General features: G+C 40.1%; 13 protein-coding genes. 10 read left to right on the forward strand and 3 right to left on the reverse strand.

Going from position 1 to position 13,225, the window contains the following annotated elements:
• Positions 1-10: 10 nt before the first annotated feature.
• Both AC3WJJ_RS00200 and AC3WJJ_RS00205 read right to left on the reverse strand, forming a co-directional pair.
• Positions 11-733 (reverse strand): arylamine N-acetyltransferase family protein, encoded by a 723-nt coding sequence (locus AC3WJJ_RS00200; RefSeq protein ID WP_492536912.1) that lies wholly within the window; start codon positions 731-733, stop codon positions 11-13.
• A gap of 256 nt (positions 734-989) precedes the next feature.
• Positions 990-1,679, reverse strand: coding sequence for a cupin domain-containing protein (locus AC3WJJ_RS00205; protein WP_492536914.1), 690 nt, complete (start codon positions 1,677-1,679; stop codon positions 990-992).
• Positions 1,680-1,893: 214 nt separating this feature from the next.
• On the opposite strand from AC3WJJ_RS00205, the gene AC3WJJ_RS00210 reads away from it, so the two are divergent.
• The 3 genes from AC3WJJ_RS00210 (at position 1,894) to AC3WJJ_RS00220 (ending at position 5,870) form a co-directional block, all read left to right on the forward strand.
• The gene (locus AC3WJJ_RS00210; protein WP_492536916.1) at positions 1,894-4,113 is read left to right on the forward strand and encodes a stalk domain-containing protein; all 2,220 of its coding nucleotides are present in this window, start codon (positions 1,894-1,896) and stop codon (positions 4,111-4,113) included.
• Positions 4,114-4,342: 229 nt separating this feature from the next.
• The gene (locus AC3WJJ_RS00215; RefSeq protein ID WP_492536918.1) at positions 4,343-5,020 is read left to right on the forward strand and encodes a VOC family protein; all 678 of its coding nucleotides are present in this window, start codon (positions 4,343-4,345) and stop codon (positions 5,018-5,020) included.
• 211 nt (positions 5,021-5,231) lie between these two features.
• Complete coding sequence (locus AC3WJJ_RS00220; RefSeq protein WP_492536920.1) at positions 5,232-5,870, forward strand: hypothetical protein; 639 nt, start codon at positions 5,232-5,234, stop codon at positions 5,868-5,870.
• Between the two features lie 81 nt (positions 5,871-5,951).
• Here AC3WJJ_RS00220 and AC3WJJ_RS00225 read toward each other — a convergent pair whose 3' ends face one another.
• Positions 5,952-6,686 (reverse strand): class I SAM-dependent methyltransferase, encoded by a 735-nt coding sequence (locus AC3WJJ_RS00225; RefSeq protein WP_492536922.1) that lies wholly within the window; start codon positions 6,684-6,686, stop codon positions 5,952-5,954.
• Positions 6,687-6,900: 214 nt separating this feature from the next.
• On the opposite strand from AC3WJJ_RS00225, the gene AC3WJJ_RS00230 reads away from it, so the two are divergent.
• The 7 genes from AC3WJJ_RS00230 to AC3WJJ_RS00260 all read left to right on the forward strand — a co-directional run bounded on the left by AC3WJJ_RS00230 (position 6,901) and on the right by AC3WJJ_RS00260 (position 13,137).
• A complete protein-coding gene (locus AC3WJJ_RS00230; protein ID WP_492536924.1) occupies positions 6,901-9,489 on the forward strand; it encodes a glycoside hydrolase family 84 protein in 2,589 nt (862 codons plus the stop codon).
• 272 nt (positions 9,490-9,761) lie between these two features.
• Positions 9,762-10,187, forward strand: coding sequence for a DMT family transporter (locus AC3WJJ_RS00235; RefSeq protein WP_492536925.1), 426 nt, complete (start codon positions 9,762-9,764; stop codon positions 10,185-10,187).
• Positions 10,188-10,269: 82 nt separating this feature from the next.
• Positions 10,270-10,968, forward strand: a complete 699-nt coding sequence (locus tag AC3WJJ_RS00240) for a Crp/Fnr family transcriptional regulator (protein ID WP_492536927.1) — start codon at positions 10,270-10,272, stop codon at positions 10,966-10,968.
• Between the two features lie 46 nt (positions 10,969-11,014).
• Complete coding sequence (locus AC3WJJ_RS00245; protein WP_492536929.1) at positions 11,015-11,458, forward strand: DMT family transporter; 444 nt, start codon at positions 11,015-11,017, stop codon at positions 11,456-11,458.
• Complete coding sequence (locus tag AC3WJJ_RS00250; RefSeq protein WP_492536931.1) at positions 11,455-11,859, forward strand: NUDIX hydrolase; 405 nt, start codon at positions 11,455-11,457, stop codon at positions 11,857-11,859. Before AC3WJJ_RS00245 ends, AC3WJJ_RS00250 begins: the two co-directional genes overlap by 4 nt.
• 75 nt (positions 11,860-11,934) lie before the next feature.
• On the forward strand, positions 11,935-12,384 hold the full coding sequence (locus AC3WJJ_RS00255) for an RrF2 family transcriptional regulator (protein ID WP_492536932.1): 450 nt from the start codon (positions 11,935-11,937) through the stop codon (positions 12,382-12,384).
• Positions 12,385-12,498: 114 nt separating this feature from the next.
• Positions 12,499-13,137 (forward strand): nitroreductase family protein, encoded by a 639-nt coding sequence (locus tag AC3WJJ_RS00260; RefSeq protein ID WP_492536934.1) that lies wholly within the window; start codon positions 12,499-12,501, stop codon positions 13,135-13,137.
• The last annotated feature ends 88 nt before the right edge of the window (positions 13,138-13,225 follow it).

Here is a 13,225-nt window from a genome sequence, read left to right on the forward strand (position 1 = left end):
AATATTCAGATTATTTCAACTCGAAAGGAAGCTTGATGCCGAAATGTTCTATAAGAGCCTGCGCGTACTCTTCAGGTGTTGATGGTGAGAAGATGTGGACTTGTCCAGATGTAAAAATCCGAAATTCTTGGTCATCTACCGTATTACGGCCGTCTTTGGTACGTATATAAACCTTGGCTCCTTTATTAAATACGGATTCAGGAGAATACTGACACCAATAAGAAGTCGTGTCATAATCTTGTGGCAAATTGGGCTCCTCCGTAAAGGAATAAATGGGGTCTAGTTCTCCATGTTTTCGTTCGTATAACATCCAGCCGTATGGAGCTGATTTTTTAACTAAATAGATCTCATCTCCTTGTATATGCTCTATATTTTCAATTAATTCAAACGGTTGCCGAGGGGATGCTCCGGCGCCTACGTCGGCGATGAAACGTCGGTTATCGATTTCAATATGTAAAATGTGATGTCTACGTTTAGAAGGCGTATTCGTTTCTCCCCGCCAGAAACGTCCAAAATAATGCGTAACATTAAAGCCAAGCTCTTGCAATAGCCATCCAAACAACGCATTCAGTTCAAAACAGAAACCTCCGCGCTGTTTAGTCACGATTTTATTAAATAGTTGTGGTATGTCGAGAGAAATAGGAACGTCGCCTAGTATATCAAGGTTCTCATAGGGAACGGTATGGACATGATGTTCCTGTAATTGCGAGAGTACTTCTAAGTTTGGGTTCAAAGGGCCGCTGTAACCGATTCGCTTCAAGTATTGTTGTATATTCGGTTGGATATCCATATATTCAATGAGCACCACTTTTCTGTTTAGTATATCTATGGTTATATCATAAAAATTACGTTAAGGAAGATTTATTGAATAGCTAAATGTATAACGGATCAGTAAAGACGAAGCCATTCAATTAATGTATTGTTGTGGTCAGTTCAAAAGAATAGGGCATCCATCGGCTAACTGATAGACGCCCTTCTTATTTATCTATTTATCTATGCTGCCATCCGTTTCCGATATATTGTTGAAACCGCTGCTCTGTATTTGCGGAATGGTAAGGACAGGTTGGTGCGTGGTAATTGTTATTTTGCTGATATATGTTCTGTTGCCCTTGATAATGATCTGGATTTGATGGTTGCCGATGTGAAGGATTGCATGTATTGGGTGGTCCAATAACGACAGTTTCCTGAATAGGAGCGAAGGCTTCTTGTACACTTTGTTCATTTAAACAGTACGTATGTGCAAGAATACTTGCAGGGGTTAAACGCAAGACATCCGAGCCTGGTATAAATTCGGGCACAGGAGCATCAAAGATGGCCAAGAGGTGTGTATGATCTACGGTCGCAATCTCATAGTGCCACCAACCCTGAGGGACATTCGCCACTTGGCCGGGTTGAATTGGGATATTAATTAATGTCTTCGTAAATGGATTAATTAAGGATACGATAGCTGCCCCTGATATACAATACACAAGTTCTGATGCATTTTGGTGCGTATGAGGTTCAACAACATTAGATTTACTAAGAAAAATATCTAATAATGATACATTGCCTAATGTATTTAATTGTTTAATGGAAAGAGCATTGATGTAGTTCTGATCATCCTTCTTAAAAAATTGATTCTGACTTAAATCGTAGGAGTACTGTACATTTGGTGAAGTAAAATCCATATAGGAGTTCATTCTTTATGTCCGCCTTCCTTTGAAGAGAAATAGGTGTTTGACCCTGGATAAAGTATTTTATGTTGATCCTTATCAAACGTCACTCATTTTAAAAAGTTCGATAAATTGACACGATTGGAGATTTATTAACTGAATATAGAAACTATTTCCTATCTTTGACGTTTAATAATATGACGAAATGGTAAACAAAACTAGAGATAGAAGGAGTCAGAGAATGAAACTAAAGAAATTATCGATTGTAACGGTTCTAGCATTATCGCAAGTTGCTATAGCTATACCTGTCGGAGCGGAAGCAGTTAACACAGAAGTACCACAAGAGAAGGTTGTTCAAGAAGTACCCAAAGCTACTCCTCAAACAACAGAAGAAACTAAAAAAACTGTAGATACGAAATCTCAACCAACAGAAGTTACTGAGGAGACACCAGGAACAGCAGAAACATCTTCCACAGCAACGGAAGGTACTAAAGAAGAAGGTTCAGATACGACGCCTCCAACAACGAGTGAGGGAGCGACAGAAGAGGAAGGGAATCCTTCGAAACCAGATCCAGTAACGCCAGTGAAACCAGTTAACATGAATGAACTTATTCTTTACTTCAACAGCACTAAGATGGAACACGGTGGAAAAGTCTATAACTCACCTCAGCCTATGCAAGTGAAAAAAGGCGTATCTTATGTTCCAATTCGTGCACTTGTAGACCGTGTTGGGTTCAAAGTGACTTATGATAAGAAAACAAAAGAAACAGTTATTATTAAAGGAAGTAACGAACTTCGTTTCAAAACGGACAGCAGCAATTATACGGTAAATGGTGTTACGAAGACCATGAAAGGAACTTCTTTTCAGACAAAAAGCACCTTTATGGTTCCATTAACAGCCATCACACAAGCTCTTAATATTCCATACAAAGCAGATAACGTTGGAAAGCGAGTGATTATGACACTGGAAACCAAACCGGTAGCTAAATTTACGGTACAGCAAAAAGAGATTTTGGCGGGCGAAACTTTGGTTACCTTTAAAACAGAAACAGAATCGCCGATTGGACTAGAGATTGTGGATGAACGGTGGGAAGGTAAGCAAGATATTTATGATACGGCAGGAGAATACATAGTTACTTATTCCGTTCAAGATGCAAGCGGTACTTGGAGTGATCCTTATTCTCAGACAATAACGGTCGTTCAGCCGAATCAACCTCCAGTCGCTTCATTTACAACGGATAAGGTTGAGTACAAGATGGGTGAGTTAATTGAGATCATCGATGAAAGTTATGATGATGGCACGATTACGAACCATCAATGGGAGAACAGAGCGTATGCTTTTTTCACACCAGGACCTAAAACGATCAAATTAACCGTAACAGATAACAAAGGGTTAACGGCTTCCTATGAAACCATGATCAACATTACGAATGAAACACTTTATAGTGAAAATGACTTTAATATGCTCTTTATTCCCGAAGGGGAGAAGTTCACATTTGATAGCGGATCTGTTCCTTCCAGACCCAAGATCAGTTATGCATTTGAAGATGAAACAAGCACATTGGTACGTAGTAATAGCCCGGAAACCGTGAATGCAGAAGGTGTCGTTTATCGGGAAACGGTTGCCGGTGATATGCGTTTTATGATTCACCACGTTAACAATCTTGAGAAGAATGTGAAGATGTATGTTGTAGCAACAAATATTAATGAAACTGATGCAACGCTGCGAACGGATTATTTAGGTTTTGCAGGGCCTTCATACATAGCTACTGCAGCAGGTAAAAAATCAGTTCTTAACTATTTCCAATCCATGCAGGATGGTTCCAAGCAATCAACGATAACACTGAAGCCGGGTGAACGTAAACTGGTGATGCTGGAGCTGAGCAAGACGAGAATGAAGAAAGGGGATGTTATCTCTCTATTCTCTGACTTATATAGTGATTCTCCACTGAAGTTTGACGTGATTATGATTGATGAGAAATCAGATCCGTTAGCTGTGCTAGATCAGCTGCCTTTACTGGATCGAGACGGGGTCCACAACCGTGGAACATACCCAAATTCAACGCGTGTGATCCGTTATATGGAGCAGGTAGGGAATGTAGCACAACGTCTCGCTCTGGGAGATAATATTGATGATCCGAATTTGGCAGGTATGGACCCAATGTACGGAGAAGTAGCTTCGAACACAGGAAACTTCGGAGTGCTGTACAAAATCACTTTAGATCGTGTTGCACCGAACACACTTGTTTCGTTTAATCCGCGTGGTGGTAAGTATTCCGGTTATGCCATGGTGAACGGTGCAATTACGCCGATTTACTCTGCTGGTCAAGTTAAGCCAGATGAAATGGCGGTCTTGTATCGCACTGGCGACTACGAGCAAAAGGTTGAGATTTTACTGACAGCTGCACCAGGAAGTAATTTGCCTGTTAACCTGTTGTTTACTCCATTGCCTAAGAAATAGAAAAGAAATAAATACTCGCCTTGAAATGAATTAACAGATAGTAAGCTAATTATGGAAGCTGTCCCAATAGTAGATCTATTCTACTCTGGGACAGCTTTTTATTTTATTTTCATATCCGATTCTGATGAGAGATGGGTTGTAGCAGAATTCCCACAATCGATCGGACAAGTCTCTGATCTTCATCTATAATGAGAAAATAAAGAGAAATATTACAACAGGAGGAAACCGTATGAAATTATCTGAAGTCATATTAAGATCACATCAATTGGAAGAGATCAAAGGTTTTTACGGTACGCTTCTTGGGCTGGATGTGTTAGAAGATCAACCTCTAAAAATATCTTTTCAGGTGGGCAGTACGAGGTTCACTTTTTGCAAAGCTTCAATGAATGAACAAACGCATTATCATATTGCATTTACGATTCCTACCAATAAATATTCAGAAGCGAAGCAGTGGTTAAATGGACGGGGGATTTCACTATTCTCCAAGGATGGACAGAATGAGTTCATATTCGAGAATTGGAATGCAACAGCGATGTATTTCTACGATCCAGATGGTAATCTGGTCGAATTCATAGCTCATCATACACTAAACAATTCGACGAATGAAGTTTTCGGACCACAGCATTTGCTTCGGATCAGTGAGATTGGTCTTCCTTCCGATAACGTTTCACAGGCCGCACAAGATCTGAAAGATAACTTTGGACTTGAACTTTGGAGTGGGGACGGAGTGCAATTCGCAGCACTTGGCGACGCAGAGGGGTTATTGATAGTGGTGGATAAGCAGCGGCTATGGTTTCCTGATGGAAGCACACCTGGGATATTCGAAACCAAAGTTACTATGGAAGGGACGAATCTCGGTAGAATCGTTCTTCAAAGCGGTCTTTATGAAATATCGAACTTGAAATAATAATGTATTAAACAGGATAGGAGCTATCCCAAAAGATCCAAGATCTTGCGGTATAGCTTCTTTTTCCTATTGTTAGACGCTATGCGTACGAATCATTCCTCCCATCGCTGTTGTGCTTTCTAGCGTATTTTCCGTAACTTTTTCTGGATGGGGTGCGTTTATATAGATGGGGTAACAAATCGACCGTTCTTGAAAGGAGGATATATTAGACTTGAGAACAAACATGAAAGTGCTCGTTGCTTTAGGCTTGTTGCTGACAGGTGCTGTTACTTTAGGGTTATTATCATCTTCTCCTAAGAATACTCTAACTTCACAGCCTACCCAAAATATTGAAGTTAATAAACTGTCCGAGGAAAAGGTACTGGTACAGGTAGGTTCAAATACAATTACTAATATTCAATTATTAAACTATAAGGAATATAACAGCACTTCTCCTGAGACATTGACGGACTCTGAAATTTTGAAACATTTGATTAAAGAAGAGTTGTTCCTGCAACTTGCGGATAAAGAAGGGGTCTCTGCTTCTTTAGAAGAAGGAAGACAAGAGGCAGTTAGAATGAGACAGCTATTAAGTGAGCAGCCTCAAGAAGTCCAGGATACACACAAGAAATTGATTGATACCATGGGGGTCACTGAAGAGGATTATTGGGAGAAAATCGCGCCACCTGAATATCAGAAATTGTTAAGTAAGCAAAATGTAGCTGCTAAAATTCAACAGGACATACAATCTGCTCAAAAAGATAAATCTGATGTTCCTCCATCCCTGAACGAGTTTAAAGAACAGTTATATCAATCGTCTATGACGAATGGTACAGTGCAGATTAAGGATAAAGATGTGATCTTAGAATAATACCTCATGAATATACAAAAGGGTTTGTCCGTAGGTCATTGGACCTTTCAGGACAAACCCTTTTACATGTTGTTATTAATTTTAGTTCTTAACTGCCGCGATAATGAGGAAAATTGGACGGCGGGTCTCATCCCGCATTTCGGGAATTTCGTCTAACATCTTAGCCGAAGGCTTAGGTTCGGAAATTCTCGTGATCGTAAAACCTGTCTCAATTAATGTATTCATATACGTCGCAACCGTCCTATGGTATTTTAGGACATCATTTTTAAGAAAATTAGCTTGTCTTAATCCTTCATCCTGATAGTTATCGACTGGCCAATGCATACGCTGACCTTGTGAATCATAGTGCCAATCTTGTGCAGCAAGAGCTGTGAACACCGGATGCTCTACAGAGAGTACAAAACTTCCTCCAGGAACAAGACAATGATGAATTTTTTGAACTACGTTATCGAATTGCTCCACATAGTGGAGGGCGAGAGAGCTTAATACAACATCAAATTGTCCTTCGGGGAAGTCAATATCTTCGATGGCTAACTGACGATACTCAATATCAGGATCTTCTGTTATTTGTTTAGCACGTGCCAGCATATTTTCTGAGAGGTCTATGCCAACAACGCTGCGAGCATGCTGTTCGCGAGCATAGCGGCAGTGCCAGCCGAATCCACATCCTAAATCCAGCACTCTTTTATCTTGCAGATTAGGAAGTATGGAGCGAAGCTCATCCCACTCACCAGCGGCTTTCAGTCCATCAACAGAGCGGGGCATTTGACTATAATTGTTGAAAAAGTTAGGGTCGTCGTAAATATTTTGCTTCATATTCATTAATCCTCCGGACATATGTGTTTTATGGATTATTTATTTTTTATTATACAACAATGATCATTACGAACCTAATGAATTGACACCTTGGTAAGAGTGTTATAACGTGATGTCAGAATAAGTGCAATATTATTATTTTACCACATCGTGAAAGGCAGAAGTGTTGGATAGAAGTCTTGGCTTTCACTAGGAGAGAAGAGGACAGATTATAATGCAAACGAATGTAACGACGAACACCATGTATGACATTACCCCTGTTCCACAAGAAATAATAGGTTACGGGGAAGAGATTAGCTTAACAAGTCATGTTCATATCGTTATTCATGGCAATCTGAAAGAAGCTACTTTACCTAAACTGCAGGAAACACTTACTGTAAACGGTTATACATTTACAGTTTCAGATGAATATGCTGAAGACAAAACGAATATCTATCTTTCCACTCAAGAGCAGAAGAATTCAGCTTGGTTACGTAGTATTCATACCGAATCCCTTTCTGACATCAACCATAAAGAAGGGTATCAGCTCATTATTAATGGGGATGTAAACGGCCAAATCACCATTATTGGTTACGATGCCGATGGAATCCATTATGGTGTCGTGACGTTAGATTCTATTCTGAGTCAGTTAACAGATCGAACAGCTAAAAAGTGTAAGATTACAGACTATCCAGATATCCTCTATCGTGGATATATTGAAGGATTTTATGGTTATCCATGGAGTCATGACGATCGAATGGATCTGATGAAATTCGGTGGGCAGCAGAAATTAAATACATATATTTATGCGCCTAAGGATGATCCTTACCATAGAAGTCATTGGAGAGACTTTTACCCCGCTGAAAAAGCACAAGAAATAGCTGAACTAGCGGCAGCTGGCCATGCTAATAATCTCAATTTTGTATGGACTATTCACCCTGGCGATTCTATTGATCTTTCATTAGAAGAAGATTTTCAATCTGCTATTAAGAAGTTAGAACAGCTTTACACACTGGGTGTACGCCAATTTGGAGTCTTGTTCGATGATCTTGTAGGTATACCGAATGGATTACAGCAAGCAGCGTTTATCAATAGAATTGATACTGAATTTATTAAAGCACATCATGATATTAGACCTCTGATCACCGTAGGTACGAGATACTGCGAAGCGTGGGGTCCATCCATGACCGAATACTTCAAGCCTTTTGTCGAAACACTTCATTCAGATGTCGAGATCATGTGGACTGGCGCAGCTACGATGTCTAACATATCTAAAGAACAGTATGATTCTCCGAAGCGTGCTATTGAATCCGATCGTAATTTGTCTGTATGGTGGAACTATCCGGTTAACGATTATTGCGACGCTAAAATATTAATGGGCAAAATCGAGAATTTGAGTTCGGATTTGGATAACGTTAACGGTTTCTTCTCGAATCCGATGAACCAGCCTCAAGCATCGAAGCAGGCTTTGGTCTGCATTGCAGATCATAACTGGAATACAGCAGCGTATGATAGTGAGCGCAGCTTCTCAGCATCCTTTAAAGTGCTCGCTCCTGAAGTAGCTGAAGATTTAGAGATTTTTGCATCAAATAGTTGTTATCTTCTAGATGATGGTGGTGTTAGTGGTGATTTCTTGTTTGATGAGTCCTGGTACCTGAAAGAGGATGTTCAGGAACTAAGAACAGGTCTGGAACAAGGACTTGATGTCACCGAGACGGCTAATAAACTATTGGCTCAGTTCAAGCGCATGGAAATCGCGGCTGATCGTATTTTTAATGAATGTAAGAATGCGCATTTAGTTGAAGAATTACGTCCATTTCTTGATGCCTTCAAGTTGATGGCACAATCTTCACAGCATGTGATCCAAGCGGTGACTGCATTACAACAAGATGACCTCATAGCTATGGAGCGTCATAATGAAGCTGCGCTTGAGTGCTTAAACGCGATGGAACAATGTAAGGTACATCGTCTGAAAGACGGCGTTCCGCAGGACTTCACCGTGGACGTAGGTATACATGTGATCAAGCCGTTTATTTCAGAGATGATCGTACTCATTGCAGTTAAAGCAGGAACGGAACAACCGGCACTTAAACTTCATTATGAGATGAAGAATATTGCTCTGAAGTCTGATGGTGTAACAGCAACAGCATCTAGCAGTGTGAATGACAATGAGAATGGTGATAAAGCGATTGATGGAGTTATTAATAGTGGGAAGTGGTGCTCGAAAGAACATCGTCCACATCTTACAATTGATCTTAAGGAACCTAAGACCGTTAGACAATATCGAATAGTGAACTGTGGGCATCCGGAAGCTCGAGAGACAAAGGTTTGGAATACCCGCCATGCGCAGATTCTTGCAAGTAATGATGGCGAACATTTCACCTTGGTGGATGAAGTCATCGATAATCGGGAAGATGTTATTAATCGCATTCCTCTCGATGAAGTAACAGCAAGATTTGTTCGACTACAGATCATCGAGCCTGCACAGACGAGCATTGACGGAAGTGGTCATACACGGATCTATGCATTTGAACTGTTCGATGAACGTTATCCTGAACAATCTCCAAAGGTAGTAACATCAGATATTCAGATCGATAAATCCGGTCAAATCACGATTAAACATGTGAATAAAGACGACGTAATTTCTTTATATCGCACTTTGGATGAAATGACTCCAATGGCTGTATCCGAAAAAGCTGCAGATGACATGGATGTCGTGTTTGAAGGAATTACTTTTGGTCCAGATGTAGATCGGATATTCGTAGCTAGAACATCGGGGCATTCCTTACCGAGTGTTAGAACTTCAAAAGGAATTATTCTTTAATATTAGAATATTCATTTATTCTTCATACAAGCTGATACCTGTATTTCGCAGGAATCAGCTTGTTTTAATTTCTAAGTACTCTGGCTGTAGAATAAATGCAATGCGTCATATTCCCGATTAATGGCTTTGATTCATGGAGATTATTATAGAGAGAGGTTACGATAACTTTGATGAGCTCTTTCTTTAATTAGATTGAGGACATATGTCCTACCTTAAGCTGTTGTAAATGCTTTTTAATAATAGTCATAACAAGTAAATGAGGAGTTAAGGCAATGAGAGGAATTATTTTTGCATTATTAGGAGGGGCCTGTATTACATTACAAGGTGTATCCAATGCCCGAATCAGTAGGGATATTGGAACATGGCAGGCTGCAACAATTACACAGTTAACAGGGTTTATTATGGCACTGGTAATCCTCATGTTTGTCCGAGATGGAAGCTGGAAAGGTTTTAAGAAAGTTAAACCACTCTATTTGACAGGCGGAGCCTTAGCTGCTCTTATTATTTTTGGTGAGGTTACCGCTATTCAGAAGATAGGAGTTACATTCACGATCGCCACCTTGCTGATCGCACAGCTATTTCTTACGTTCTTAATCGATATTAATGGTTGGTTCGGAGTTGTGAAGAAGAAGATGAGGATTCCGCAGTTTATTGGCATTGGGATGATGATTGTGGGTGTCATCATACTCAAATTATGAACCGCTCGGTCAAATTGAAGCGAGAAAGTATACATCTAGAAACTTTGCAGGTGGAATTCAAACTTGGAGGGGATCTTCTTACATGAAAGAAGATAGAGATCGAGATCGATTACAGTCATATCTTCGAGCGTATCAATTAGAACATATTTTTACAGAGGAATGGTTACCGCATGTGTCTCTGTCCTGTTTCGACCAAGGGGAGCTAATATGTTCTCAAGGACAGCCAGCAAGCATGTTGTATATTCTCGTGAAGGGTAAGGTGAAGATCTATACTACATCAGCGCAAGGGAAAGCACTTATCTTATCTTTTAAGAAACCACTTGAAGTTATCGGAGATATAGAATATGTCCAAGGTTATGACATGATTAATACCGTAGAGGCTGTGTCATCTGTCGAAACAATCGGTATACATCACCACTGGTTGAACAAATTTGGTAAAGAACATGCACCTTTTTTACAATTTCTATTAGAGATCGTTACCAAGAAATTTTATATTAAATCCAATTTCTTAAGTTTTAATCTCATGCATCCCGTAGAAGTTCGGCTGGCTAGTTATTTGATGTCTATCTCATATGATGATTCTGATGCGTTAATAAAAGGAGAAGTAAGTACTCCAAGTCTTGTGGATGCAGCTAATCTAATTGGAACAAGCTACAGACATTTAAACCGAGTCATTCAGAAGTTCTGTGAGGAGGGGCTGATTGAGCGCAGGAAAGGGTTCATTCAGATCCTAAATCGAGATGGCTTAAGCGAAAGGGCAGAGAACAATATTTACGAATAGTTAGTTTTGTGTAGAATGAATAAGAACAGCTAGGGGAGTAAACATCATGATTTTAGGACTTTTGTTAGCACTTGTGGCAGGATCGCTAGTAAGTATACAGAATATTTTTAACAATAGGGTGAATGAACATTCCGGTTCTTGGGCGACAACGGCGCTAGTTTTGGGTCTGGGATTTGTAGCTTCATTGATGATGAGTTTACTGGTTGAGGGGAAGGACACGTTCAGCATTCTTCATCAGATGCAGCCTTGGTACTGGCTCAGTGGTCTCATTGGTGTTGGCGTTGTTATATGTTTAGTTCAAGGAACCAAAATACTCGGCCCCACATTTGCAATATCGATTGTCATGACATCACAACTTGGGTTCGCGCTTTTGTGGGACTCGCTTGGGTGGCTTGGCCTTGAAAAAGTCCCGTTTACTATGAATCAATTGTTAGGTGTGCTGATCATCATTGGAGGCATTATCGTATTTAAAAAAGGAGAATCAGTATGACAAAAGCGATCGATAAAATAGCATGGATACACATCGAGGATGGACGAGTCTTATGCGCTCGTTCCAAAGGAAAGGACACCTACTATTTCCCCGGGGGGAAGAGGGAAGCAGGCGAATCTGATATCGACACGCTAAAGCGGGAGATCGAAGAAGAATTGTCTGTACATATAAAGGAGGATACGATCTCACACTTCGGTAACTTCCAAGCAGAGGCACATGGTAAAGAGACAGGGACAATAGTAAATATGTCATGCTACATTGCGGATTTTGAAGGTGAGTTAAGTCCAGCTTCAGAGATCGAAGAGTTGGCATGGTTAAATTATGAGAAAAGAGATCAAGTATCCAAAGCTTCACAGATTATATTTGATAGACTGTTTGAGTTGGGTAAGCTTATGAAGTGATGTGGTGCTTCTGTGTTATAATGTGGGTTAGAATGATCTCATGATCACTGTCAAAAAAGGGGAGGTATTACAAAAGTGACTAATTCATCGTCTAAGAGACCGGCAATGGCCTGCCCATCCACCTATAAAACTTTTAGTTTAGCATTGCAAGCACTTGTTGTCTTAGAGAAACATGCAGGAAAGTGTTCAAGTGGCGATATGGCATCCCATTTACACACGGATGCTACTTTGTTGAGAAGAATTCTAAAGGCTTTGGCCCATGAACATATCATCGAAGCTCGTGAGGGAAGAGATGGAGGCTACCGCTTATTCAAAAGTGCAGATATGATCTCACTTGCTGATGTATATAGTGCACTCCAAATCCATACAACGATCGCTGAAAGTATGCTGGATGCTGCTAGAGAGAACTGTGTTGGCGGCCAGATGAAAAATGCATTTTCAGATGTCTTGTCCGAAGTTGAAGAGAGCACGCTTCAAGTACTCAAATCCTATACCATTGCGGATATTGTAAAGAAGATGGATTAGTGTATTGACAACGGAATTTCAGATGATCTATACTGTGCGAATATAAACACAGTATTTTTCAGCTTTTAACTGTGCGGAATTCAACACATTAAATGATTAGGAGTTGTGATTTTAATGACCACAGTAATCGAGAAAGATTTTCAAACGGTTGTGAAAGAACGTCGTTCCGTAAGATATTATGAACCATCCGTAATTATCTCCAGAGAAGAGATGGAGGAGATGTTAACAGAGGCTACGTATGCACCTTCTTCAAGTAACCTGCAACCGTGGAGATTTCTTGTGATTGATAAGCAAGAACTGAAAGAGAAGCTTCATCCAATCGCGAATAATCAAGCGCAGGTATTGCAAGCCTCTGCAGTCATTGCTGTATTAGGGGATATGAAATGGTATGAAAAAGGCGAACAGATCTACACTCAAGCTCAAGAAGCTGGGATCATGCCAGAGGAAGTCAAACAGCAGTTCATTCAGACTGCGAATACGATGTATCGCAATTTAGATGATGCGAGAAAGAAGAGTATTGTGGATATCGACGGTGGTTTAGTATCGATGCAGCTAATGTTGGTTGCGAAGTCGAGAGGTTATGATACTGTTCCTATGGGTGGATTTAATCGGGAGATGTTCAAGCAGGAGTTCAACATTCCTGAGCATTATGAGAGCATTATGCTTATCGCGATAGGTAAAGCGGCTAAACCTGCCTTCCCATCTGTGAGAATGCCTCTTTCTGATGTTGCATTTTGGAATGAGATTGAATAAAAATAGTGACTAACAAAAGAAAAGGTGCTATAGTAAACACATGATGTTTATTAGCTGTTTATATTATCGATATATAACATAATGATAG

It is taken from the genome of Paenibacillus sp. FW507-14B1B, assembly GCF_058781425.1.

Bases quoted from the DNA above. Each gene is read 5' to 3' on its own strand.
- AC3WJJ_RS00205 (WP_492536914.1), bottom strand. From the start codon at position 1,679: ATGAACTCCTATATGGATTTTACTTCACCAAATGTACAGTACTCCTAC.
- AC3WJJ_RS00210 (WP_492536916.1), top strand. From the start codon at position 1,894: ATGAAACTAAAGAAATTATCGATTGTAACGGTTCTAGCATTATCGCAA.
- AC3WJJ_RS00215 (WP_492536918.1), top strand. From the start codon at position 4,343: ATGAAATTATCTGAAGTCATATTAAGATCACATCAATTGGAAGAGATC.
- AC3WJJ_RS00225 (WP_492536922.1), bottom strand. From the start codon at position 6,686: ATGAAGCAAAATATTTACGACGACCCTAACTTTTTCAACAATTATAGT.
- AC3WJJ_RS00230 (WP_492536924.1), top strand. From the start codon at position 6,901: ATGCAAACGAATGTAACGACGAACACCATGTATGACATTACCCCTGTT.
- AC3WJJ_RS00235 (WP_492536925.1), top strand. From the start codon at position 9,762: ATGAGAGGAATTATTTTTGCATTATTAGGAGGGGCCTGTATTACATTA.
- AC3WJJ_RS00240 (WP_492536927.1), top strand. From the start codon at position 10,270: ATGAAAGAAGATAGAGATCGAGATCGATTACAGTCATATCTTCGAGCG.
- AC3WJJ_RS00245 (WP_492536929.1), top strand. From the start codon at position 11,015: ATGATTTTAGGACTTTTGTTAGCACTTGTGGCAGGATCGCTAGTAAGT.
- AC3WJJ_RS00250 (WP_492536931.1), top strand. From the start codon at position 11,455: ATGACAAAAGCGATCGATAAAATAGCATGGATACACATCGAGGATGGA.
- AC3WJJ_RS00260 (WP_492536934.1), top strand. From the start codon at position 12,499: ATGACCACAGTAATCGAGAAAGATTTTCAAACGGTTGTGAAAGAACGT.